This is a genomic window from Variovorax sp. P2_H12 (assembly GCF_056403395.1).
In genome coordinates this window covers 1-24,341 of record NZ_JBFUFO010000016.1, presented here as the reverse complement: position 1 = coordinate 24,341, position 24,341 = coordinate 1, and the positions used below count along the sequence as shown (strand labels likewise).

20 protein-coding genes are annotated in these 24,341 nt (G+C 68.6%); 8 read left to right on the top strand and 12 right to left on the bottom strand.

What is annotated here, in order from left to right:
* Nucleotides 1-39: 39 nt before the first annotated feature.
* The 6 genes from AC1DYK_RS13150 to AC1DYK_RS13125 form a co-directional block, all read right to left on the bottom strand.
* Nucleotides 40-6,057, bottom strand: a complete 6,018-nt coding sequence (locus AC1DYK_RS13150) for a hybrid sensor histidine kinase/response regulator (protein ID WP_478166718.1) — start codon at nt 6,055-6,057, stop codon at nt 40-42.
* Nucleotides 6,058-6,073: 16 nt separating this feature from the next.
* Entirely contained in the window at nt 6,074-8,239 is a 2,166-nt protein-coding gene (locus AC1DYK_RS13145; RefSeq protein WP_478166809.1) for a methyl-accepting chemotaxis protein, read from the bottom strand.
* 193 nt (nt 8,240-8,432) lie between these two features.
* Nucleotides 8,433-8,966 (bottom strand): chemotaxis protein CheW, encoded by a 534-nt coding sequence (locus tag AC1DYK_RS13140; protein WP_478166717.1) that lies wholly within the window; start codon nt 8,964-8,966, stop codon nt 8,433-8,435.
* 18 nt (nt 8,967-8,984) lie between these two features.
* Nucleotides 8,985-9,350, bottom strand: coding sequence for a response regulator transcription factor (locus AC1DYK_RS13135; RefSeq protein WP_028249487.1), 366 nt, complete (start codon nt 9,348-9,350; stop codon nt 8,985-8,987).
* Complete coding sequence (locus AC1DYK_RS13130; RefSeq protein WP_442283671.1) at nt 9,350-9,745, bottom strand: response regulator; 396 nt, start codon at nt 9,743-9,745, stop codon at nt 9,350-9,352. The genes AC1DYK_RS13135 and AC1DYK_RS13130 overlap by 1 nt, the downstream gene beginning before the upstream one ends.
* A 78-nt stretch (nt 9,746-9,823) precedes the next feature.
* Nucleotides 9,824-9,994, bottom strand: coding sequence for a rubredoxin (locus AC1DYK_RS13125; RefSeq protein ID WP_081781356.1), 171 nt, complete (start codon nt 9,992-9,994; stop codon nt 9,824-9,826).
* A gap of 111 nt (nt 9,995-10,105) precedes the next feature.
* Between AC1DYK_RS13125 and thiD the strand changes: the two genes are divergently transcribed.
* The 3 genes from thiD (at nt 10,106) to AC1DYK_RS13110 (ending at nt 12,984) form a co-directional block, all read left to right on the top strand.
* The gene (thiD, locus tag AC1DYK_RS13120; RefSeq protein WP_478166716.1) at nt 10,106-11,068 is read left to right on the top strand and encodes a bifunctional hydroxymethylpyrimidine kinase/phosphomethylpyrimidine kinase; all 963 of its coding nucleotides are present in this window, start codon (nt 10,106-10,108) and stop codon (nt 11,066-11,068) included.
* Nucleotides 11,069-11,227: 159 nt separating this feature from the next.
* Entirely contained in the window at nt 11,228-12,514 is a 1,287-nt protein-coding gene (gene hemL / locus AC1DYK_RS13115; protein ID WP_478166715.1) for a glutamate-1-semialdehyde 2,1-aminomutase, read from the top strand.
* Nucleotides 12,515-12,519: 5 nt separating this feature from the next.
* Nucleotides 12,520-12,984, top strand: a complete 465-nt coding sequence (locus AC1DYK_RS13110; protein WP_478166714.1) for a hypothetical protein — start codon at nt 12,520-12,522, stop codon at nt 12,982-12,984.
* A gap of 260 nt (nt 12,985-13,244) precedes the next feature.
* Here the strand turns inward: AC1DYK_RS13110 and purH are convergent, their stop codons facing one another.
* The 3 genes from purH to dusB are packed head-to-tail and all read right to left on the bottom strand — an operon-like array spanning nt 13,245 to nt 16,172.
* Nucleotides 13,245-14,822, bottom strand: coding sequence for a bifunctional phosphoribosylaminoimidazolecarboxamide formyltransferase/IMP cyclohydrolase (gene purH, locus AC1DYK_RS13105; protein WP_478166808.1), 1,578 nt, complete (start codon nt 14,820-14,822; stop codon nt 13,245-13,247).
* Nucleotides 14,822-15,058: a Fis family transcriptional regulator gene (locus tag AC1DYK_RS13100; RefSeq protein WP_028249493.1), complete on the bottom strand. Its 237-nt coding sequence runs from the start codon at nt 15,056-15,058 to the stop codon at nt 14,822-14,824. The genes purH and AC1DYK_RS13100 overlap by 1 nt, the downstream gene beginning before the upstream one ends.
* Before the next feature lie 52 nt (nt 15,059-15,110).
* Nucleotides 15,111-16,172 carry a tRNA dihydrouridine synthase DusB gene (gene dusB, locus AC1DYK_RS13095; RefSeq protein WP_478089345.1) on the bottom strand — a complete coding sequence of 354 codons (1,062 nt, stop codon included), beginning with the start codon at nt 16,170-16,172 and terminating at the stop codon, nt 15,111-15,113.
* 165 nt (nt 16,173-16,337) lie between these two features.
* On the opposite strand from dusB, the gene AC1DYK_RS13090 reads away from it, so the two are divergent.
* On the top strand, nt 16,338-16,808 hold the full coding sequence (locus AC1DYK_RS13090; RefSeq protein ID WP_478166713.1) for a YqaA family protein: 471 nt from the start codon (nt 16,338-16,340) through the stop codon (nt 16,806-16,808).
* A 13-nt stretch (nt 16,809-16,821) separates the two neighbouring features.
* On the opposite strand, the gene AC1DYK_RS13085 is transcribed toward AC1DYK_RS13090, so the two are convergent.
* From AC1DYK_RS13085 to AC1DYK_RS13075, 3 genes are all read right to left on the bottom strand, one after another.
* A complete protein-coding gene (locus tag AC1DYK_RS13085) occupies nt 16,822-17,496 on the bottom strand; it encodes a glutathione S-transferase (protein ID WP_478166712.1) in 675 nt (224 codons plus the stop codon).
* 9 nt (nt 17,497-17,505) lie between these two features.
* Nucleotides 17,506-18,597 carry a redox-regulated ATPase YchF gene (ychF, locus tag AC1DYK_RS13080; protein WP_478166711.1) on the bottom strand — a complete coding sequence of 364 codons (1,092 nt, stop codon included), beginning with the start codon at nt 18,595-18,597 and terminating at the stop codon, nt 17,506-17,508.
* Between the two features lie 147 nt (nt 18,598-18,744).
* Entirely contained in the window at nt 18,745-19,626 is an 882-nt protein-coding gene (locus AC1DYK_RS13075; RefSeq protein WP_478166710.1) for an MOSC domain-containing protein, read from the bottom strand.
* A 107-nt stretch (nt 19,627-19,733) separates the two neighbouring features.
* Between AC1DYK_RS13075 and AC1DYK_RS13070 the strand changes: the two genes are divergently transcribed.
* Genes AC1DYK_RS13070 through AC1DYK_RS13055 form a run of 4 tightly spaced genes read left to right on the top strand, consistent with a single transcriptional unit; the run spans nt 19,734 to nt 24,205 of the window.
* Entirely contained in the window at nt 19,734-20,849 is a 1,116-nt protein-coding gene (locus AC1DYK_RS13070) for an FAD-dependent monooxygenase (RefSeq protein WP_478166709.1), read from the top strand.
* 17 nt (nt 20,850-20,866) lie between these two features.
* On the top strand, nt 20,867-21,589 hold the full coding sequence (locus AC1DYK_RS13065) for a DsbC family protein (protein ID WP_478166708.1): 723 nt from the start codon (nt 20,867-20,869) through the stop codon (nt 21,587-21,589).
* Nucleotides 21,589-23,382 carry a M61 family metallopeptidase gene (locus AC1DYK_RS13060; RefSeq protein WP_478166707.1) on the top strand — a complete coding sequence of 598 codons (1,794 nt, stop codon included), beginning with the start codon at nt 21,589-21,591 and terminating at the stop codon, nt 23,380-23,382. Before AC1DYK_RS13065 ends, AC1DYK_RS13060 begins: the two co-directional genes overlap by 1 nt.
* Before the next feature lie 43 nt (nt 23,383-23,425).
* On the top strand, nt 23,426-24,205 hold the full coding sequence (locus AC1DYK_RS13055) for an enoyl-CoA hydratase (protein ID WP_478166706.1): 780 nt from the start codon (nt 23,426-23,428) through the stop codon (nt 24,203-24,205).
* The last annotated feature ends 136 nt before the right edge of the window (nt 24,206-24,341 follow it).

Here is a 24,341-nt window from a genome sequence, read left to right as displayed (position 1 = left end):
GCAAGCTGCCCGGCGTGCAGGTGTTGTGACCGGCCTCGCTCAGGCCGCCAGCACCGCCGGCAACTCGACCCCGGTATAGCTGCGCACCAGCCGCAGCAGTTCGTCTTCCGAATACGGCTTGCCGAGGTAGTGGTTGACGCCCAGCGCCCGCGCGTGATCGTGGTGCTTCTCGGCGATCCGCGAGGTGATCATGATGATCGGCAGGTCGGCCAGCGACTGGTCGGCGCGGATGTTGCGCGCCAGGTCGAAGCCGTCCATGCGTGGCATCTCGATGTCCGACAGGACGACCGCCGGCCGCTCCTGCTGCAGCCGCTCGAGCGCCTGCAGGCCGTCGGCCGCCAGCGCCACGCGGTAGCCCTCGCGCTGCAGCAGGCGCTGCGTGACGCGCCGAACCGTGATCGAATCGTCCACCACCAGCACCAGGGGCACCTGCGGCGCCACCGAGGCCGCGGGCTGCGCGCCGCGCGCTGCGGGCTGGCGGCGCGCCGCGGCCTGGTACTCGCGCGCCTGCTCGCCGTGCACCGCAGCGAGGGCTACGGGGTTGTAGATCAACGCCACCGCGCCCGAGGCCAGCACCGAGATGGCAGCCATGCCGGGCAGCCGCGACAGCTGCGGCCCGAGGTTCTTGACCACCACTTCCTGGTTGCCCAGGACTTCGTCCACGTGCAGGGCGACGCGCTGGGCGGCGCTTCGCACGATGACGATCGTGTTGGCCTTGGACGGCGCGCGCTCGCTGCGCGCGGAGGACTGCAGCAGCGCTCCGGCCCAGTAGAACGGCACCTGCTCGCCGCCGAAGGCGTAGCGCTGCTCGAGGTAGGCGGACTCGAGGTCCGAGGTGCTGGCGCGCAACACCAGCTCGACCAGGTTGGAGGGCACGCCGACCGAGGTGCCGCCGGCGCGCAGCATGACCACGTGCGTCACCGCGGTGGTCAACGGAAGCACCAGCTTGAAGACCGTGCCCTGGCCAGCCTGGCTGTGGATCTCGATGCGGCCGCCGAGCGCGGCGACTTCGGCCCGCACCACGTCCATGCCGATGCCGCGACCGGCCAGTTCGGACACCTGCTCTGCGGTCGAGAAGCCGGGCTGGAAGATCAGCTCGGCCGCGTCCGCGTCGCTGAGCGGCTGCCCTTCGGCAACCAGCCCGAGTGCGCGCGCGCGGGCCGCGATGCGCGCATGGTTGAGGCCGGCGCCGTCGTCGCGGAAGCTCACCGAGACGTCGTTGCCTTCATGGTGCAGCTCGATGACGATCAGGCCGCTGGCGTCCTTGCCGGCCTTCTCGCGCGCCGCCGCGTCTTCGATGCCGTGTGCCACGCAATTGCGCAGCAGGTGCTCGAAGGCGGGTGTCATGCGGTCCAGCACGCCGCGGTCCATTTCGATCGAACCGCCGGTGATGTCCAGGCGCACCTGCTTGCCGGTCTCCTTGGAGGCCTGGCGGACCACGCGGTACAGCCGCTCGGAGATGCCTTCGAACTCCACCATGCGCGTGCGCAGCAGTCCGCGCTGAAGCTCGCGGGTCTGGCGCGCCTGGGCGCTCAGGTCGTCTTCGGTCGCCTGCACGGTCTTCTGGAGCGTGCGCTGCACGGTCGCCACGTCGTTGACCGACTCGGCCATCATGCGGGTCAGTTCCTGCACCCGCGTGAAGCGGTCGAACTCGAGCGGGTCGAAGCCCTGCTGCGAATCCTTGGCCTGGGCCAGGCGCGACTGCATCTGGCTCTCGGCCTGGACCTCGATGTCGCGCAGTTGCTGGCGCAGGCGATCCAGGTTGCCGGTCAGGTCGCCGAGCGAGCTGCGCAGCTGGCCCAGTTCGGCCTCGAGCCGCGAGCGCGTGATGATGACCTCGCCGGCCTGCGCCACGAGACGGTCGAGCAGGTGGGTGCGGATGCGCACCGCCTGGCTCGAGACTGCGCGCAGCGGCGTGAGGGCCGATGGCGATGGCATCGCCACCGTGCCGCGCTGGACGGCGGACTCGGCGGCGGCCTCCGGCAGCGCGTCGCGGACGTGCGCAGCCGCGGCCGMCGCCGATTCCGCGGGCTTCGCGGGGGCCGGCGGCGCCACCGCGCGCTGCACCAGCTCGGTCTGGATCGCATCGTCGGCGGCGCGCAGCGCATCGAAGGTCGCCTGCAGCGCATCGAAGCGCGTCATCAGCCGTTCGATGGACGAACGCTCGCCACCCGCGGCGCCGAGCGATTCGATCTCGGACTCCATGCGGTGCGCGCGCTCGCCCAGGCGCATCGCGCCGGCCAGCCGGGCGCTGCCCTTGAGGGTGTGCAGGGTGCGCAGCGTGGACGCGCGCGGCGCCATGTCGTCGGGACGCTGGGCCCATTCGCGCAGCGCGGCGCCGAGCTGCGGCAGCAACTCGGCGGCCTCTTCCTCGAAGATCGGGAACAGGTCGACGTCGACCGCATCGGCCACGTCGACGGCATCCTCGGAGTCGTCGAGCGCGACGTCCGCCATGCCGTCGCGCACCAGGTGCGGATAGACCGGCCGCGCGTCAGCCGCCTCGGCCGGCAGCACGGAGGCGGCGACGTCGCGCAGCGCCCGCAGCGTGCCTTCGGCCGGATCCTTGAGGACGCCGGCCGCGAACTGATGCAGCAGGCGCCGCAGTTCCTCGGCCGCGCCGACCAGCACCGTGCCTTGCTGGGGCGTGCCGCGGCCCTGCATCTGCAGGTGCTGCAGCGCGGCCTCGAGCAGGCGCGCCATGCCCGACAGGCTCTGGAATCCCACCGTCGCCGAACTGCCGGCCAGCGAATGCGCCAGCCCGATCGTCGAGTCGGACACCCGCTGGTGCGATTCGAGCGCCCATTCACTGACCTCGGTGGCCAGTTGCCGCGACCATTCGTCGGCCTCGTTGAGATAGACGTTGTAGAGCGCAATGCCGATGCGCAGCGGCCCGATGACCTTGACCTGCTCCTCGGCGCTCGGCAGTGACGGGCGTTCGGGCTCGATCTCGGCCGGCGGCGCGGTCGCCGCCGCCACCGGTGGCGCGGCGGCCTCGGGCGGCAGCTCTGCCTCGGCGGCTTCCGCCACCGGCGCCAACGCCAGCGGTTCGACCACGGGTTCGGGCTCGACGCTGATGGCCGGCGGCGGCTCAGCCTGCGCTTCGGGCTCCAGGCTCAAGGTGAAGGACAGCTCGGGCTCGGGCTCCGGCGCCGGGGCGAAAACCGGGGACTCGAAGCCCTTGGGAGCCTCGGCTTCGGCTTCGGCTTCCGGCTCGGGGCGCGGGCTTCCCGCGAGGGGCTCGAGCGAGGTATGGACGGTCTCGAGGAAATCGACCTCCTCGAGTTCGCCCAGATCCGCCGGCGCTTCCGGTGCGGGGCTGCCGTCGAAATCGAGAAAATCCGTCGAGGCGAAATCGTCCGGGGTGCGTGGCGCCTCCTCGTCCCTGGAGGGCTCGATCAGGCCCGGCCACACGGTGGCGGCTTCGGCGGACGGCGTCGCTGCGGCCGGCTCTTCGGTCGGCGGCAGATCGGACGCAATCGAACCGAGGTCCAGATCGGGCAGATCCAGGTCGGGCAGATCCAGACCGGGAAGCTCCGGCAACGCTTCGGGCGCGGCGGCGGGCGGCGCCTCGGCCAGCGATTCGGCAGCGATGTGGCGGGCGGCCGCAACCAGCGCGCCGGCATCGGCCACGCGGGCGGGCGCCACCAGCGGTTCCCCCGTGCGCAAGGCCTCGGCCGTGCTGCGGAACGGCGCCGAGTGCCAGCTGTGCGGCTCGTTGGCTGCAATGGCCTCGACCCATTTCGCGAAATCCGTCAGCGCACTGCGCGTGCCGGCAACCAGTTCCGGCGTCGCGGGGCGCTGGTCGGCCAGCCAGGTGTTGAGAACCTGTTCGAAGGACCAGGCGGCTTCGCCGAAATCCATCAGCCCGACCATGCGCGAGCTGCCCTTGAGCGTGTGGAAGGCGCGCCGCAGCACGGTCAGTTCACCGTCGTCGTCCGGACGGGCGCTGAGCGCCGACACCGCGGCCAGGCCGTTGTGCAGCACTTCGCGCGCCTCGTCGAGGAAGATGTTCTGGAGGTCGTCCTCCTCGAGCTCGGTGACCTCGGTGTCGGGCAGCATGCCTTCCAGCGGCGCCGGACCGGTGATCTTCGAGGTCCAGCTGGCGGTCGCGCGGCTGAACTCCTCGATCGGCGAAGGTGGCGGCTTGCGGCTGGCCGGTGCGGCGAGCGCCGCCAGCCTGGCTGCGATCTGCGCATCCACCTCCTCGACGCTCAAGACGGCTTCGGTCACGGCGACCGGGCCGGACGCCGCGGCGAAGGACGCCGGGGCTGCCGCTTCCGGCGTACCGCCTTCGGTTCCTTGCCGCCCCATCAGCGGCTTGAGCTCGCCCAATTCGGCATCGAACACGAACAGCCGCTTCGCCAGCGCCGGCTGGTAGCTCAGCATGTCGATCAGGAAGCCGAGCGCGCCCAGGTTGTTGCCGAGCGAGTCGAAGGCTCGGATCTCGTCGGCCGGCGATTCCTCGCCCAGCAGCTGATCGACGTTCTCGCGCATGCGCTGCACGGTCTGCGCCGCCTGGTCGAGGCCGAGCACCGAGAACACGCCGCGCATCTGCAGCAGCTGGCTCGGCACGGTGCGCAGCAGGCCCTTTTCGGTCGGCCGGCGGAAGAACTGATCGAGCGACTTCTCGAGTTCGCCCAGGTGGCTGCGCAGCTCGCCGACCACGGTGCCCATGGTCTGGCGATCGCTGACGCGGCGGTAGAGCTCCTCCATCCAGGGCTCGAGCGGCTCGGAGCGGCCGCCGTCGCGGGCCCGCTCGATGCGGCCCGCCAGCTGCACGGTGCGCGCGGTGAGTTGGCGGTCGTGCGGATCGAGGTCCTCGAAGGCGGCCTCGAGGTACAGCACCGAAGTCGCGACTTCCATCGCCAGCTCGGTCGCCGGTGGCTGGCCCGACCCCATCGAGGCCTCGACCGCATTGTTGAGCGCCTGCACCATCGGTGCGCTGGGCGGATGCAGCTTCTGGAGCGATTCGCCGAGTTGCGCGAAGGTGTCGGCGACCTGCCGCGTGCGGCTGGTGTCGCCGCCCGACAGCGCCGACCACATCTCTTTCGCGGCCTCGATGCGCTTGCGCGCCTGCGCCAGCACCAGCGGGTCGAAGCGGCCGAACTGCTCGATCGTGTAGTCGACCGACTGTTCGTTGGCGACGCCCCAGGCGACGCGCACCGCGCGCAGGGTGGCGGCCTCGTCGCGCGGGCCGGGCGCGGCCTGCGCGCAGAAGAACAGCAGGTCCTGGCCCAGGCGATCGGACACGGTGTTGTCGCCGCGTGCCAGGGTGGCGTATTGCAGCAGCACGCGCGAGGCGGCGCGCTTCACATGCGAGTCGGTGGGTATCAGCGCCAGCGCCAGGGCCTCGAAGAAGCCGGCGGCCAGGGTCCAGAAGCTCGCGACCCGCGGCATCGACGCGCCGCGCCCGAGCCCGAGGCACAGCGCTTGGAGCCGGCGGGCGGCGTGGTCGTCGCCGCTCTTGACGACCTTGAGCACCTCGCGATCGAGCTTGGAGCGCACCGCCGGGTCATAGACCAGCGCAGACTGGGTCGGCGCCGGCTTGATCTCGACCCAGCGCCAGGTCATGCTCCAGAGGTCGGCCGGATGCACCCGTTCGTTGCCGACCAGCTCGAGCACCTCGCGGTACTGCGGGAACAGCGCCACCGACGACACCACCTTGCCGGCGATCATCGCGTTGAGGAAGTCCGCCACCGCGAAGCCCGCGCGATCGATCTTCTCGACCGCGCTCTCGTTGCAGCGCAGCGGCTCCGTGACGAAGCTCTGGACCGCGAACTCCATCGCGCCCAGCACCAGGGCCGGCGCCGTGTGGCCCACCATCTGGAGCGCGCCGACGGCCTGGTGCAGATGCTGGCGCGTCAGGCGCAACGGCCCGGTATCGATCTCCGTGCCCGGCGCGGCGGTGGCGGCCTCGCGGGCGAAGCGCCGCAGCGTCTTGCCGACTCCGTCGAGCGACTTCTGGATCTCTCCCAGGACCCAGGCCAGCGGCCCGAGATCCTCGGTGGCCGGCGCGTTGCCGGCGGTGTGGGCGACGGTGGGGCTTTGGATCGACACGTTGGGCGCTCGGCGTTCAGGCAATCTTGAAACGAGACACGGACTGACGCAGTTCCTCGGCCATGTGCGAGAGTTCGCGAACCTGCTGCGCGGTGGTCCGCGTGCCCTCGCCGGTCTGCTCCGTCACGGCGAAGATGTGCTGGATGTTCGCGGCCACCACGTTGGCCGAATCGGCTTCGCGGGAGGCGGACTGCGAGATCTGCTCGATCAGTTCGGCCAGCCGGCGCGACACGCGGTCGATCTCCGACAGCGCGGTGCCGGCGTTGTCGGACAGCTTCGCGCCCTCCACCACGCCCTGCGTGGAACGCTCCATGGCGCCCACCGCATCCTGGGTGTCGGTCTGAATCGCCTTCACCAGCGCCGATATCTGGCGCGTGGCGTCGGCCGAGCGTTCGGCCAGGCGCTGCACTTCTTCCGCCACCACCGAGAAGCCGCGACCGGCTTCGCCGGCCGACGCGGCCTGGATGGCGGCGTTGAGCGCCAGCACGTTGGTCTGTTCGGTAATGTCCGAGATCAGCTCGGTGATTTCGCCGATCTCCTGCGAGGACTCGCCCAGGCGCTTGATGCGCTTGGAGGTCTCCTGGATCTGGTCGCGGATCGAGTTCATGCCGCCGATCGCGTTCTGCACCGCCTGCAGGCCCGACGAAGCGGCCTGCAGCGATTGCCGCGCCACCGTGGCCGATTCCTGCGCCTGCGAGGACACGCCGTTGATTCGCTCGGCCATGGTCAGCACCGACTGGCCGGTCTCGCGGATCTCGCGCAGCTGTTCGGTCGAGGCCGCCAGCAGTTCGGTCGAGGTGCTTTCCACCTGAGAGGTGGTCTGCGCCACGCGGGTCGCCGTGTTCTGCACGTTGCCCACCAGCAGGCGAAGCTCTTCCACCGTGTAGTTCACCGAGTCGGCGATGGCGCCGGTGATGTCCTCGGTCACCGTGGCTTCCTGCGTCAGGTCGCCTTCGGCCACCGTCTGCAGTTCGTTCATCAATCGCAGAATGGCGGCCTGGTTGGCAGCGTTGACGCGGCTCGCGTCCTCGCTCACGCGCTCGGCCTCGACCCGATCGCGCTCCGCCGCGGCGGCACGCTCGCGGCCTTCGCGCACCTGCACGAAACCGATCGCGCCGGCCAGCGCCAGGGCGGCCAGCGACAGCACGAACAGCATCACCACCGTGCCGGCGCCGAGGCCGGTGCGGGCCGAGAGCTTTTCCTGCAGGTCGCCGAGCGCGGTGCGCAGCGGTTCGCTGTCGGCCAGGATGGCGGCTTGCGCCTCGCGCGCCGCCACCAGGCCCTGCAGGTTGCCCAGGATGGCGCCGGCTTGGGTCCGGGTCGATTCGTAGGTCTTCAGGATGGCTTCGAGCTGCTGGCGCGTCTGCGCGTCGCGCGTGCCCGGCAGGCGCTGCTGCGGGCTGCCGTCGAGCAGGCCGCGGGTGATTTCCTGGAAGCTGTTCAGGTCCTTGCCGAGCAGGAACACGGCGTCCGGGCTCACGCCCTCGACCGTCAGGAACTCGTTGGCCGACTTGCCGATGCGCTGCGTCAGCATCACCAGTTGGCCGGCGGCGGAGATTTCCGGGATGGTCGCGTTCTGCTGCATCTTCAGGGAAGCCACGGTCTCGGCCATCTCGAGCAGGTCCGAGGACTGGCGATTGATGTCGCGCAGCGCGGTGCCGACCTGGGTCAGGATCTTCTGCTGGGCGAGCACGGCCTTGGCATTCTTGTCGGCCCGCTCGACCAGCGGGCCGATCTTGCCGAGCTCGGCGTCGTACTGGCTGCCCGCGCGCTCCAGCTTGAGGGCATCGTCGCCGTGGGTCAGGCCCTGCACGCGGCGGGTCAGGTCGTCCGCGCTGTCGCGCACTTCGACGAAGGCGGCGACGTTGCCGACCAGCGCCTGCGACACCGACTTGGCGAGTCGCTGCGACTGCATCAGCGACTGGCCGGTGGCCGCCACCTGCTGCGCCAGGCGTTCGGCACGCAGGATGGCGGAGCCGGCCACCAGCAGCAGCAGCAGCACCACGCCCGCCAGCGCCAGCGCGAGGATCCGCTGCTGGCGCGCCGGGCTGGATCGTCGCGATCGCCGCGATCGTGTCGCGACCGGCGGCGGCACGGCGCCGGAACCGTCGGCCGGCGGCATCTCCTGCGCGCTCTGCAGCGCGGCATCGGCCGCCGCCGGCGAGGCCTCGGGCTCCGGCATGGCATCGCGCCGCACCGGCTCGGCCCTGTCGTCGCCCGTCTGCACGGTTTCGATGCTGTCCAGCGACAGGGTGGCTGCGCTGTCGGCGCCCACGGTGACGCTGTTGCCACCTTGGGGCAGGAGATTCTTGAACTTGTCGGCGATCGAGCTCACGGTCGGTCCTTCAGGTTGTAGTCGGTGCTCGGCAGGCCGCTCAGGCGCCGATGCTCAAAAACTGGGGTTGCTGCGAAAGCGCCTGCAGGTTGATTTCCTGCCAGCGCCCTCCGGCAGCGTCGGTGTACGAATTCCCGAACCAGGGCGGCGCGTCGCCCTGTGGCGCCTCCGAGGCGACGAAGGCTTCCACGCCGCGCAGTCCGACCAGGCGGTCGATCAGCAAGGCGCAGTTGACGTCCAGCATTTCGTTGAGCGCCACCAGCCGCGATTGCGCGCGGGCCGCGTCGTTCACCACGGGTGCCGTGGCCGCGCCGCCGGCGAAGCTCGACAGCTGGACCACGCCGTAGAGGCCGCCGCGCAGGTTGGCTACGCCCAGGAACCAGGGCGCGGTGTAGGGCACGGACTGCGGGGCCACCCAGGGAAAGATCTCGCCGGCGTGGCCGAGCGGGAACAGATAGTTCGATTCGCCCGCCTCCACGGCAAGCCAGGATGCGGACACGTCCGAGGTGCGCGCCGCCTGCAGGCGGCTGGCGAGCCGGGACTGGAAAGCGCGGAGAGCGTCGCGGTTGGCCATGGGCGGCAGGGAGCTCGATCAGGCCAGGGCGCTGATCTTGGCCATCAGCTCGGCGGCGTTCACCGGCTTGACGATGTAGTCGCGGGCACCCTGGCGCATGCCCCACACGCGATCAGTTTCCTGGTTCTTGCTGGTGCACAGGATGATCGGCACGGCCGCGTACTGCGGATTGCGGGCGATGGCGCGCGTGAGCTGGAAGCCGTTCTGCCCCGGCATCACGACATCCATCAGGATCAGGTCGGGCTGCTCCTCTTCGAGCCGGCGCATCGCGTCATCCGCGTTCTCCGCCGTCTTGACCGAGAAGCCGTTCTTCTGGAGCAGGTCGGTCAGGAACACGAGTTCGGTCTTGGAATCGTCGACCACGAGCACTTTGCGAATCGCCATTACTGCGTTTCCTGGACGAGACCGAACTGCTGCACGGCGTGGAGCAGCTGGTCCTTGGTGAAAGGTTTGGTGAGGTAGTCCTGGGAGCCGACCATACGGCCGCGCGCCTTGTCGAAGACGCCGTCCTTCGAGGACAGCATCACGACCGGGACATTGGAAAAGGTGGCGTTGCGCTTGATGATGGCGCACGTCTGATAACCGTCGAGCCGCGGCATCAGGATGTCGCAGAAGATCAGATGGGGCTTGTGGTCGTTGACCTTGGACAGCGCATCGAAGCCGTCCTCGGCGAGCAGGACTTCATGGCCGCCCTGCTTCAGGAAGATCTCGGCGCTGCGCCGAATGGTGTTGCTGTCGTCGATGACAAGCACCTTGTAACCAGATCCATTCGCGCTCATTCGAACCGCTCCTCGTGTGACACCCGGGTGTAACTGCGCCCCCTCGGGAGCGCAAGAAGCGCGGCCCTATGCCATGCTTCAGATCTCAACCATTTCGAAGTCTTCCTTGCGCGCCCCGCACTCCGGACAGGTCCAGTTCATCGGAACATCGGCCCAGGCCGTACCGGCCGCAATACCATCCTCTGGCACGCCCACCGATTCGTCATAGATCCACCCACAAATCAGGCACATCCAGGTTTTCGTATTCATCGCAGCTTAAGGTCCCTGTTCATCAAATGCAACGATCGTATCCAAACGTATCAACTATTCACGTGACAAGCGTCTCAGATATGCCACCATCTGGTGAGCCCTGATTCGAGTATGAAAACTTACTTACTACCACCAGAGCACGATCGCAAAATCAGCGATCTTACCGACCCCTCGGACGAAGAGAGCGCGGCGGAAGCTGATTTGAATCCGCCCTGTGTGCTGGTCTTCAATGCGAGCGATCCGAGCGGCGCCGGCGGCCTGGGCGGCGACGCGCTCGCCATGGCCTCGGTCGGCGCCCACATGCTGGCGGTGGTCACAGGCGCCTACGCGCGCGACACGGCGGAGATCTTCGACCATTTCAGCTTCGACGAAGAGGCCGTCGCCGAGCAGGCGCGCTCGATCCTCGAGGACGTGGAGGTGCAGCTGATCAAGGTCGGATTCGTCGGCTCGCCCGAGAACCTCAGCACGGTGGCCGAGACCGCGACCGACTATCCCGAAGTGCCGGTGGTGGCCTACATGCCGAACCTTTCGTGGTGGGAGGACAGCCAGATCGAGGCCTACCTCGACGCCTTTCGCGAACTGGTGCTGCCGCAGACCACGGTGCTGGTGGGCAACCACAGCACGCTCTGGCGCTGGCTCCTGCCCGACTGGAGCGGCGAGCGGCCGCCGACGGCGCGCGACATCGCCAAGGCGGCGAGCGAGTACGGCGTGCCGTACACGCTGGTCACCGGGCTGGTGCTGCCCGACCAGTTCATCGACAACGTGCTGGCCTCGCCGCAGTCGGTGCTCGCGAGCGAAAAATTCGAGCGGCTCGATGCCGTGTTCGCGGGCGCCGGCGACACCCTGTCGGCCGCGCTGTCGGCGTTGCTCGCGAGCGGCACCGATCTGGTCGCCGCCACCAGCGAGGCCCTGAGCTACATGGACCGCTGCCTCGACGCGGGCTTTCGCCCCGGCATGGGCCACGTGCTGCCCGATCGGCTGTTCTGGGCCCAGCCGGAGGACGACGACGACGACAATGACGACCTCGCGTCGCCGACCGACTTCGCCCTTCCTCCGCACGACACTCGACACTAGCTCGCCCCCAGGTCGGGCTCACTGCGTGTAGCCCTCCCACCCCCTACCGGGGGCAACACCAGCGGCCCGGCGGAGCCGGTTCCGCGGTGTTTCACCAACGGGCCTGGCTGCGCCGGCCGCGCCGAACCTGATCGCACATGAACAATGAACGCAAATGCCATGAACGCCACTAACCAGAACGAGATCCTCTTCGAGCGCGCGCGCGCCGTCATTCCCGGGGGCGTCAATTCGCCCGTGCGGGCCTTCAAGGCGGTCGGCGGCACGCCGCGCTTCGTGAAGCGCGCGCAGGGCGCCTACTTCTGGGATGCCGACGGCAAGCGCTACATCGACTACATCGGTTCCTGGGGGCCGATGATCCTCGGCCATGGCCACCCCGCGGTGGTCGAGGCGGTGCAGCGCGCCGTCACCGAGGGGTTTTCCTTCGGCGCTCCGACCGAGCGCGAGATCGAACTCGCCGAAGCCATCCTCGCGCTGGTGCCCTCGATGGAGATGGTGCGCCTCGTGAGCTCGGGCACCGAGGCCGCAATGAGCGCGCTGCGCCTGGCTCGCGGCGCCACCGGCCGCAAATACATCATCAAGTTCGAGGGCTGCTACCACGGCCACGCCGACGCGCTGCTGGTCAAGGCCGGCTCGGGCCTGGCGACCTTCGGCAATCCGACCTCGGCCGGCGTGCCGCCCGAAGTGGTGCAGCACACCCTGGTGCTCGAGTACAACAATCTCGCGCAGCTCGAGGAAGCCTTCGCGCTGCACGGCCACGAGATCGCCTGCCTGATGATCGAGGCGATCGCCGGCAACATGAACTTCGTGCGCGCCAGCGCGGCCTTCGCCAAGCGCTGCCGCGAGCTGTGCACGCAGCACGGCGCGCTGCTGGTGTTCGATGAGGTGATGACCGGATTTCGCGTCGGCCTGCGAGGCGCCCAGGGCGTGCTCGGCGTCACGCCCGACCTGACGGTGCTCGGCAAGGTGATCGGCGGCGGCATGCCGCTGGCGGCCTTCGGCGGACCACGCGCGATCATGGAACAACTCGCACCGATGGGGCCGGTGTACCAGGCCGGGACGCTCTCGGGCAATCCGGTGGCGACCGCCTGCGGCCTTGCGACCCTCCACGAAATCGCCAAGCCGGGCTTCTATGAAGCCTTGTCGAAGAAGACACGCTCGCTGGTCGCCGGGCTGAAGGCTGCGGCAGACGCCGAAGGCGTGCCGTTCAGCGTCGACAGCGAAGGCGGCATGTTCGGCTTTTTCCTGCTCGATGCGCTGCCGCAGAACTACACGGCCGTGATGAAGAGCGACGGCGCAAAGTTCAACCAGCTGTTCCATGGCCTGCTGGACCGTGGCGTGTACATCGCGCCGGCGCTGTACGAGGCGGGCTTCGTGAGCGCCGCGCACGGCGAGGACGACATCGCCGCCACCGTCGAGGCGGCACGCCAGATCTTCAAGACGCTGTAGGCGCCGTGAAGCTGCCTTCGCTCCTGGCAGGCGCGAGCCTGCTGCTGCCCGGCCCGGCACTGGCCCAGGCCGACATCAGCCAGGTCTGGATCAACCCGGGCTTCTATTCGCTGCATTTCGATCGCAACAAGGGACTGGAAGACTTCAATCCGGGCATCGGCATCGAGTGGCCGATCGACAAGACCTTTTCGCTCACGGCCGGCGCCTTCCGCAACAGCGACCGCGACCGCTCGCACTACATCGGCCTCTACGTGATGCCTTTCGAATTCCACGGCGTGAAGCTCGGCGCCGTGGTGGGCGGCTTCGACGGCTACCAGATGACCAACAACGGCGGCTGGTTCCCGGCCCTGATCCCGACCGCGGCGATCGAGGGCAGGCACTGGGGACTGAACATCGCGATCATCCCCAGCATCAAGGACAAGCTCTACGGCGCCATCAGCTTCCAGCTGAAGTACCGCTTTTCGGAATAGGCTCGCCCCCAGGTCGGGCTCACTTCGTGTAGCCCTCCCACCCCCAACACCAGCGGCCCGGCAAAGCCGGTTCCGCGGCGTTTCACCAACGGGCCTGGCTGCGCCGGCCAACAGCAACCCGGCGCGGTGTTGTTCCACGGCGGCGCGCAGCGCCCGCCTGTTGGTGGGCAGTCGCGGAACCGGCTTCGCCGGGCCGCGGACTGCGCCCCCGGTAGGGGGTGGGCGGCTACACGAAGTGAGCCAACCTGGGGGCGAGCTGACTAATGACGGAAGTGGCGAACGCCCGATAGCACCATCACCACGCCGCGCTCGTCGGCCGCGTCGATCACTTCCTGGTCGCGCATCGAGCCGCCCGGCTGGATGACCGACGTGGCGCCGGCATCGACCACCACGTCGAGGCCGTCGCGGAACGGGAAGAAGGCGTCGCTCGCGACCGCGGTGCCGGCCAGCGACAGGTTCGCGTGCTGGGCCTTGATGCTGGCGATGCGCGCCGAGTCGAGCCGGCTCATCTGGCCGGCGCCGACGCCCATGGTCATGCCGTCGGCACAGAACACGATCGCATTGCTCTTGACGAACTTGGCGACCTTCCAGGCGAACAGCAGGTCCTGCAGCTGCTGCGGCGTCGGCTGCTTCTTGCTCACGACCTTGAGCTCGTCGATGGACAGCTCGCGGTTGTCGGCGGTCTGCATCAGCAGGCCCGAGCCGATGCGCTTGACGTCGACGGCATTGCGGCCGTTGTCCCAGTCGGTCTTGCCGCCCGGCGGCAGCGCGATCTCGAGGATGCGCACGTTGACCTTGCTCTTGAACACCTCCAGCGCTTCGGCCGAATAGCCCGGCGCCATCAGCACTTCGACGAACTGCTTGCTGACCACTTCGGCGGCGGCACGGTCCATCGGCCGGTTGAAGGCAATGATGCCGCCGAAGGCCGAGGTCGGATCGGTCTTGAAGGCCTTGCTGTAGGCCTCGAGCGGGTCTTTCCCGGTGGCAACGCCGCAGGGGTTCGCATGTTTCACGATCACGCAGGCCGGCGTTTCGAAGCTCTTCACGCATTCCCAGGCCGCATCGGCGTCGGCAATGTTGTTGTAGCTGAGCTCCTTGCCCTGCAGCTGCTTGGCCGTCACCAGCGAGCCCGGCGCCGGATACAGGTCGCGGTAGAACGCGGCCTGCTGGTGCGGGTTCTCGCCGTAGCGCAGGTCCTGCAGCTTGACGAAGCGGCCGTTGCTCTGGGCCGGGAACAGCGCATGGGCGCCGTCCTCCTGGATGCGCGAGAGATAGTCGCTGATCGCGCCGTCGTACTGGCTGATGCGGTTGAACGCGGCCACCGAGAAAGCAAACTTGGTCTTGTCGCTGAGCTTGCCGTCGGCCTTGAGTTCGGCCAGCGCGGGGCCGTACTGAGACGCATCGGTCAGCACGCCGACGTCCTTCCAGTTCTTGGCCGCGCTGCGCACCATCGCGGGGCCGCCGATGTCGATGTTCTCGATCGCATCCTCGAGCGTGCAGCCGGGCTTGGCGACCGTGGCCTCGAACGGATAGAGGTTCACCACCAGCAGGTCGATGGTGGCGATGCCGTGCTCCTTCAACGCCGCCATGTGCGCCGGCAGGTCGCGCCGCGCCAGCAAGCCGCCGTGCACCTTGGGGTGCAGGGTCTTGACGCGGCCGTCGAGCATCTCGGGGAAGCCGGTGTGGTCGGCCACTTCGGTCACGGGCAGGCCGGCATCGGCCAGCAGCTTGGCGGTGCCGCCGGTGGACAGCAGCTGGATGCCCAGCGCGTGCAGCGCCTGGGCGAATTCGAGGATGCCGGTCTTGTCGGATACGGAGATCAGTGCGTTCATCAGGATTACTTCAACAGTTTGTGTTCGACCAGCTTCTTGCGCAGCGTGTTTCGGTTGAGGCCGAGCCATTGCGCGGCCTTGGATTGGTTGCCCTCGGCGCGTGTCATCACGACGTCGAGCAGGGGTTTCTCGACGACCCGCACCAGCATCTCGTACATGCCGTCGGGTTCGGTGCCGCGCAGGTCGCGGAAATAGCTGTCCAGGCTGCTGCGTACGCAGTCTTCGATGTGTTTCTTGCTCATGGCCTTCTCTTCTTCTCCTCGTTCTCAGCCTTCTCTCGTGTTCGCTTCGGCGTCATGCGATCGCGTCGGCCGACTGCGCATCAAGCGGTTCGAGCGTGTCGTCCGCCGAGGCCGGCGGAATGCGGTCCATGCGTTGCGCCAGCGCGTCGAAGAATGCGGCCACCGCGCGCAGTTGCGCATCGCAGTCCTCGATCAGGTTCATCTCGCTGCGGAACGCCTCGCCGCCCGGCAGCGCCCGCACATACCAGCCGATGTGCTTGCGCGCCGTGCGCACGCCGCTGTAGTCGCCGTAGAGCGCGTAGTGCTGCTGCAGGTGATCCAGCATCAGGCGCCGCACCTCGGCCACCAGCGGCGGCGCCAGGTGCGTGCCGGTCGCCAGGAAGTGCGCGATCTCGCGAAAGATCCACGGCCGGCCCTGCGCCGCGCGCCCGACCATCACCGCATCGGCCCCGGTCGCCGCCAGCACGTCGCGCGCCTTCTCGGGCGATGCGATGTCGCCGTTGGCGACCACCGGGATGCGCACGGCGGCCTTGACCGCGGCGATGGTGTCGTATTCGGCCTGGCCCTTGTAGCCTTGCTCGCGCGTGCGGCCGTGCACCGTGAGCATCTGCACGCCGGCCGCCTCGAAGCGCCGTGCCAGCGTCACCGCGTTGCGACGGTCTTCGCTCCAGCCGGTGCGCATCTTGAGTGTCACCGGCACCCGGTGCGGCAGCGCAGCACGCACCACGGCTTCGACGATCTCGAGCGCCAGCGGTTCGTCGCGCATCAGTGCCGACCCGGCCCATTTGTTGCAGACCTTCTTGGCCGGGCAGCCCATGTTGATGTCGATGATCTGCGCGCCGCGGTCGATGTTGTATTCGGCGGCCTCGGACATCATGGCCGCGTCGGTGCCTGCGATCTGCACCGAAATGGGGCCGGGCTCGCCCTCGTGGTTGGCCCGTCGCGAGGTCTTCAGCGTGCCCCACAGTTCCTTGCGCGAAGTGACCATCTCGCTCACTGCATAGCCGGCGCCGAGTTCGCGGCACAGCATGCGGAACGGCCGGTCCGTGACACCCGCCATGGGGGCGACGAACAGGCTGTTGTCCAGCGCGATGTGGCCGATCTGCAGGGTCATGGGGGAAATTGGCACGCGCCGGGCTGCTGAAAAATGAGGCACGATTGTAGCGGCGCGCCGCTCCTTCGGCTGAAACGATTTGCACTCCCGCATCCATCGGCGAAGGTACCCATCAGTGATCTTGCCGATGCCCGGGCCGGTCTGGTTCCTATACTTCGCGCACACATGCAAGCCTGGCTCGACTCCCTCCTGGCGCTTCTGGCGCTTCCGCAATACGGCCTCAGCACGGTGTTCATTGCCGCCTTCGTGTCGGCAACGCTGCTGCCGGTGGGTTCGGAGCCGGTGCTGTTCGGGCTGCTCAAGCTCAATCCCGACATGTTCTGGGCGGCTATCGCGGTCGCCACCGCCGGCAACACCCTGGGCGGGATCGTCGACTGGTGGATGGGCTACGGCGCCCACAAGGTGGCCGACAAGTATTCGCACTCCAAGCACCATCTGCGCGTGCTGGGGTGGCTGGAGCGGCTCGGGCCCAAGGCCTGCCTGCTGGCCTGGCTGCCGGTCGTCGGCGACCCGCTGTGCGCGGTCGCCGGCTGGCTCAAGCTGTCGTTCTGGCCCTGCGTCTTCTACATGGCCATCGGCAAGTTCGCCCGCTACGTCACGATGACGGTGGCGCTGCTTTATATCTGGCCGAACTGAACCGGCACCGAATTCAGGACAAGAGCCCGTAGGGGCCGCCGCGCTCCAGCGCGCGCCGGTAGGCCGGCCGCGCATGGATGCGCTCGAGCCAGGCCATCAGCTTCGGCCGCGAAGCATCGAGCCCGCCACGGGCCCGGGCGGCTTCCACCGGGAAGCTCATCTGGATGTCGGCGCCGGTGAACGCATCGCCCGCGAACCACGCGCTCCTGCCGAGTTCGCCTTCCATGAAGTCGAGGTGGGTCTTGAGGTTCGGCAGGATGAATGCGGCCCGGGCCTTGTCTGCAATGGCCCGGGCGATCGGCTTGGCGAAGAAAGGCATCTTCGACTTCTCGATCCGATCGAACATCAGCTTGAGCAGCAGCGGGGGCATGGCCGAGCCTTCCGCGTAGTGCAGCCAGTAGCGATAGCGCAAGACTTCGGGGCTGCCGGCCGCGGGTGCGAGGCGGCCCTTGCCCTCGCGCTCGATCAGGGTCTCGATGATCGCGCCGGATTCGGCCAGCGTCAGACCTTCATCGGTGGTCACCACCGGCGACTTGCCCAGCGGATGCACCGCCTTGAGCGTGGGCGGCGCCAGCATCGTCTTCGGATCGCGCTGATAGCGCACCACCTCGTAGGGCAGTTCGAGTTCCTCGAGCAGCCAGAGCACGCGCTGCGAGCGCGAGTTCTCGAGGTGGTGGACGGTGATCATGGCGCGGGTTCAGGAGCTGAACAGGAAGTTCATCACGTCGCCATCCTTGACGACGTATTCCTTGCCTTCCGCGCGCATCTTGCCCGCGTCCTTTGCGCCCTGCTCGCCCTTGTAGGCGATGAAGTCGTTGAAGGCGATGGTCTGGGCGCGGATGTAGCCCTTCTCGAAATCGGTGTGAATCACGCCGGCAGCCTGGGGGCCGGTATCGCCGGTGTGGATGGTCCAGGCGCGCACTTCCTTGACGCCGGCCGTGAAGTAGGTCTGCAGGCCCAGCAGCGTGTAGGCGGCGCGGATCAGGCGGTTCAGGCCCGGCTCCTCCTGACCGATCTCGGCCAGGAACATTGTGCGGTCCTCGTCGTCCATGTCGGCCAGCTCGGCCTCGATCTTGGCGCAGATGGCCACCACCGGCGCGTTCTGCGCCGCGGCGTATTCGCGCAGGCGATCGAGGAAGGGGTTGTTCTCGAAGCCGTCCTCGGCGACGTTGCCGACGAACATCGCGGGCTTGGCTGTGATCAGCGAGAACTGCTTGACCAGCGGCTTGTCTTCCTTGCTGAACTCGATCGAGCGCACCGGCTTGTTCTCGTTCAGCGAAGCCTGGCACTTCTCGAGCAGCGCCACCAGCTTGATGGCTTCCTTGTCGCCCGAACGCGCGGTCTTGGTGTGGCGATGCAGCGCCTTCTCGACCGTCGACAGGTCGGCCAGGCAGAGCTCGGTCTGGATCACCTCGATGTCGGAAATCGGATCGACCTTGCCGGCCACGTGGATCACGTTGTCGTCCTCGAAGCAGCGCACCACGTTGACGATCGCGTCGGTCTCGCGGATGTGGGCCAGGAACTGGTTGCCCAGGCCTTCGCCCTGGCTGGCACCGGCCACCAGGCCCGCGATGTCGACGAACTCGACGATCGCAGGCACCACGCGCTCGGGCTTGACGATCTCGCTCAACGCGTCGAGCCGCGGATCCGGCACCTCGACCACGCCCACATTGGGCTCGATGGTGCAAAAGGGATAGTTCTCGGCCGCGATGCCTGCCTTGGTCAAGGCATTGAAGAGAGTGGACTTGCCGACGTTGGGCAGGCCGACGATGCCGCACTGGAGGCTCATGGCGGGTGCTTTCAGAATGCTGGGGGGAACCGGGTATTTTAGGCGCCCGGCGCACCAGGCCGGCGCCGGGCCGCCCCCAAGGCGGCCTGCGGCCCCCTTCGGGGGGCAGCGAGTAACGCAGTGACGCAGCGTTGGGGGCTACGTTTTTCACTCGAAACGCAGGTTGGCGCCTACCGGCTGGCCGACTCTGAGGGCATGTTCGACCCCCTGCAGCACGATCGCGTTCATGCCGAAAGTGATGGCCCCGTCGACCCGCGGATCGGCGCGGTAGGTGCGCAGCATGTCGCCCACCTCGGGGCTGCTGACCGCGCTCTGCGGGTCGATGTCCGGGATCGGACAGCGCGCGCAGGGCTTGACCGGACGCATCAGGACCTCGCCCTCGGCGGTGGCGACGTGCATCGTGTCGACCCGGTCCTCGTCGTGCGCCTGGATGCCGGCCAGCACGATGTTGGGGCGAAAGCGCTCGATACCGACGGCCGCATGGCCGGCGGCGACCAGCTTTGCATTCAGCTCCGCGAGCGAGCCCTCACTCGCCACCAGCAGCGGGAATCCGTCGGCGAACTGGTTCGGGGCCTCGACGCCCCCGGTCCATTTCAGGCTCGACAGCCGCTGCTGCTCGGGATCGGACCTCACCATGCGCAATGGCCGCGGCCGGCCCGGTTCCGACAGGAAGTCACTGAACCACTGGGCCGCGATATCGCCCATGTCGTAGGCCGCCACCTCGTCCTTCCAGACCTTGACGCGGGTCGGCTGCTCGACCCGGTCGAAGGCGATGTGCAGCGCCAGCATGCCCGGCGCCCGCAGCACCATCTCGGACTGCTTGAACTGCGGCCGGATCAGCGCCATGCGGGGAAGCTCGCGCTGGCTCACGAATTCGCCCGCGGCGTCGACCACCATCCAGGCGCGGTCGAACTCCAGGCCGGTCTCGATCAGCAGGGCCTCGTCGAGTTCGACGCCGGCGCAGGACTTGACCGGATAGACGAACAGGCGGGCGATGGTGGCTTGGAGGTCGAAATCGGAGGCGTTCACGGTCGGGTCCTTGTGGCTGACCGAAGATTGTGCGGCACCGGCCAGCCGCCCCCTCCGGGGGTGGCGATCGACGCGAAGTAGCGAAGCCACATCCTTACAATGGCCCGATGGCCCTTCCCCCCGAAGTTTGCATTCGCGGCGCCGGCATCGTCGGCCGTACGCTGGCGCTCTTGCTGGCGCGCGAAAGAGTGCGCGTGGCGCTGGTGGCGCCGGCCGCGGCGCCGGCCGGACCGGACGTGCGCGCCTACGCGCTCAACGCCGCCTCGAAGTCCCTGCTCGAATCGCTGCGCGCCTGGCCCGAGTCGGCGTATGCCACGCCGGTGCGCGAGATGGTGGTGCACGGCGACGAAGGCGGGCGGGTGCAGTTCTCCGCCTTGCGCCAGAAGGTCGATGCGCTGGCCTGGATCGTCGACGTGCCCGCGCTCGAACGGCAACTGGGTGACGCCGTGCGCTTCCAGTCCCGGATCGAGGTCGTGACCGCACCCGTGCCGGCAGCGCTGACGGTCGTCTGCGAAGGCCGCATCAGCACCACCCGCGAGGCGCTCGGCGTCGGCTACGAAGTCACGCGCTACGCCCAGCACGCGATCGCGGCCCGGCTCGAGGCCGATCAGCCGCACGACGGCACCGCGCGCCAGTGGTTCAACGACAAGGGCGAGGTGCTGGCACTGCTGCCGCTGGGCGATACGCCCCGCTCGCTCGCCCTCGTCTGGTCGGTCGACCAGTTCCGGGCACCGGCCCTGCTCGCGCAGTCGGACGACGCGTTCAGCGCCTCCCTGCGCGAGGCCAGCCACAATGCGCTGGGCGCGCTCAGGCTCGCCAGCGAACGCGCCGCCTGGCCGCTGCAGCGCGCCATCGCCGACCGCTGGACCGGCGCCTTCGGCGACGGCTCGGCCTGGGCCCTGGCGGGCGATGCCGCCCACACGGTGCATCCGCTGGCCGGCCAGGGACTCAACCTCGGCCTGGCCGACGTCGCCGCGCTGGCCGAGCTGATCCGCACCCGCGACTACTGGCGCAGCGTGGGCGACGCCCGGCTGCTGCGCCGCTACGAACGTGAACGCCGCACCGCCGTGCTGTCGATGAGCCTCGCCACCGACGGCCTTCAGCAGCTCTTCGCCCACAGCGCCGACCCCCTGCCGACGCTGCGCAACTGGGGCATGCGCGGCTTCGACCGCACACGGCTCATCAAGAACTGGATCGCGCGCCAGGCCATGGGCCTGCGTTGAATCCCCGGAACACCACCATGAAGCATCCCCTGCGTCCCCTCTTTGCCGCGCTGGCGGTCCTCACGTTCGGCTCGGCACTGACCGCGACGGCCGGCGAAGCCGAGATCCGCAAGAACCTGGCCGAGCGCATCCCGCAGTTCGCCAAGATCGACGAGGTCACGAAGGCGCCGATCCCCGGCCTCTATGAAGTGCGGGTCAACGGCTTCGAGATCTTCTACACCGACGAGCAAGGCAATTACCTGCTGCAGGGCAACCTGATCGACGTCAAGGAGCGCCGCAACCTGACCGAGGAACGGGTCGAGAAGCTCAGCCAGGTGGCCTTCGACAAACTGCCGATGAAGGACGCCATCAAGATCGTGCGCGGCAACGGCAAGCGCCGGCTGGCGGTGTTCGCGGACCCGAACTGCGGCTACTGCAAGCAGTTCGAGCGCGACCTGACCAAGGTCGACAACGTCACGATCCAGCTCTTCCTCTATCCGGTGCTGGGACCCGATTCGGTCGTCAAGTCGCGCAACATCTGGTGCGCCAAGGACAAGGCGAAGACCTGGGACGACTGGATGCAGCGGGGCGTCGCGCCCGCGGCCGCCGAGTGCGACACCGCCGCGCTCACGCGCAACCGCGAATTCGGCCAGAAGTACAACATCACCGGCACGCCGACGCTGATCTTCAGCGACGGCACACGCACCCCCGGCGCGATCCCGGCCGCGCAGGTCGAGAAGCAGCTCTCCGCGCTCAATTGATGGCCACGCCGGCCATCCACTGCCGCGTCGAGTGCGCGGACCGCAAGGCGCACCTGTTCGCGGTCACGCTGACCATCGCGGCGCCCGCCGAGCTGCAGCGCGTGGCGCTCGCGGCCTGGATCCCGGGCAGCTACCTGCTGCGCGAGTTCTCGAAGAACCTGCAGCAGTTGCGGGCGCTTCAGGGGCGGCGCAAGCTGGCCGTGCGGCAACACGACAAGTGCACCTGGGACATCGCCTGCACGCCCGGCAAGCCGCTGGTGCTGCGCTACGAGGTCTGTGCCTACGACAACTCGGTGCGCACCGCCTGGCTGGACGCCGACCGCGGCTTCTTCAACGGCACCAGCCTGTGCCTGCAGGTCGAGGGCCATGTCGACGCGCCGCACGCGCTCGAAGTGGTGGCGCCGCCTCTGATCGCCGACGGCGCGCGCTGGTCCTGCGCCACCGCGCTGCAGCCGACCAAGGTCGACCGCCAGGGCTTCGGCAGCTACCTGGCCGCCAGCTACGACGACCTGGCCGACAGCCCGGTCGAGATGGGGCCGTTCTGGAGCGAGGATTTCGAGGTCTGCGGCGTGCCGCACCGCTTCGTGGTCGCCGGCGCTCCGGCCTCCTTCGACGGCGAGCGGCTGATTGCCGACACGCGCGCCATCTGCGAGACGCAAATGCGCTTCTGGCACGGCGACAAGGTCGGCAAGCGCGGCGGGCCGAAGCCGCCGCACGACCGCTACGTGTTCATGCTCAACGCGGTCGACGACGGCTATGGCGGGCTCGAGCACCGCCGCTCGACGGTGCTGATCTGCACCCGGCGCGACCTGCCGCAACTCGGCGCCAGGAAGCAGTCCGAGGGCTACACCACGCTGCTCGGCCTGGTCAGCCACGAGTATTTCCACACCTGGAACGTGAAGCGGCTGCGGCCCGCCGAATTCGCGCGCTACGACTACGGGCGCGAGAACTACACGCAGTTGCTGTGGCTGTTCGAGGGCTTCACCAGCTACTACGATGACCTGCTGCTGCGCCGGGCCGGCTGCATCGACGACGCCGCCTACCTGCGGCTCATCAACAAGACCATCAACCAGGTGCTGCAGACGCCGGGCCGGCGGGTGCAATCGGTGGCCGAGGCCAGCTTCGACGCCTGGATCAAGTACTACCGCCAGGACGAGCAGACGCCCAACTCGACGGTGAGCTACTACACCAAGGGCGCGCTGGTCGCGATGTGCTTCGACCTCACGCTGCGCAGCGAGCGCAAGGGCTCGCTCGACGACGTGATGCGCCTGCTGTGGAAAGAGAGCGACGGCGGTCCGATCGCCGAAGCCGATGTCGCCGCCGCGCTCGAGGCGGTCGGCGGGCGATCGTTCGCCAGGGAAATTGCGAGCTGGGTCCATTCGACCGACGAACTGCCCTTGTCCGACCTGCTGCGCCTGCACGGTGTGGCGGCGCTCGACGACCCGGCCCAGCGCGCGCAGGAACTCGGCCTGCGCGTCGCCGAGACCGGTGGCAGCGTGCAGGTCAAGGTGGTGCTGCGCGGCGGTGCCGCCGAACAGGCGGGCTTCTCGGCCAACGACGAATGGATCGGCATCGAGCTGCCCGCGGCCAAGGGCCGGCCGGCCCAGGCCTGGCGCCTGGCGCGGCTCGACGATCTCGCGCTCTACCTCGGCCCGCTGCGAAAGGCGACGGCCCTCGTGGCGCGCGATCGCCGCCTGCTGCGCCTGCCGCTGAGCCTGCCCGCCAACGTCACGACCTGGCGCCTGTTCGCCCAGGATCCGGCGAAGATCGCGGCCTGGCTGCATCCGCGATAGCCGGCACACCACCCCACCATTTGTTCGTTCCAAGGAGACACGCATGAGCTACGAGAACATCGAAGTGCGCATCGAGGCCGAGAAAGTCGGCATCGTCACGCTGAACCGCCCGAAGGCGCTGAACGCCCTCAACGATGCGCTGATGACCGAGCTGGGCCAGGCGCTCAAGGCCTTCGACGCCGACCCGGCGATCGGCTGCATCATCCTGACCGGCAGCGAGCGGGCCTTCGCGGCCGGGGCCGACATCGCGGCGATGGCGAAGTACAGCTTCCTCGATGTTTACAAGGGCGACTACATCACGCGCAACTGGGAAACGATCCGCCAGATCCGCAAGCCGGTGATCGCCGCCGTGAGCGGCTTCGCGCTGGGCGGCGGCTGCGAACTCGCGATGATGTGCGACTTCATCATCGCGGCCGACAACGCGAGGTTCGGCCAGCCCGAGATCAAGATCGGCGTGATTCCGGGCGCCGGCGGCACCCAGCGCCTGCCGCGCGCAGTGGGCAAGTCGAAGGCCATGGACATGGCCCTGACCGCCCGCATGATGGACGCGACCGAGGCCGAGCGCGCCGGGCTGGTGAGCCGCATCGTGCCTTTCGAAAAGCTCGCCGAGGAAGCACTCGGCGCCGCGCTGGTGATCGCGAACTTCTCGCAGGTCGCGGTGATGGCGGCGAAGGAATCGATCAACCGGGCCTTCGAGAGCGGGCTGTCCGATGGCGTGATGTTCGAGCGCCGGCTGTTCCACGCGCTGTTCGCCACCGCCGACCAGAAGGAAGGCATGGACGCCTTCCTGGCCAAGCGCACGCCTGACTTCAAGCACGAATAAACAGGGCCCCCACGCTCCCTCACTTCGTGTGGTCGCTGCCCCCCGAGGGGGCCGCAGGCCGCCTTGGGGCGGCCCGGCGCCGGCCTGGGGCCCCCACGCTCCCTCACTTCGTGTGGTCGCTGCCCCCCGAGGGGGC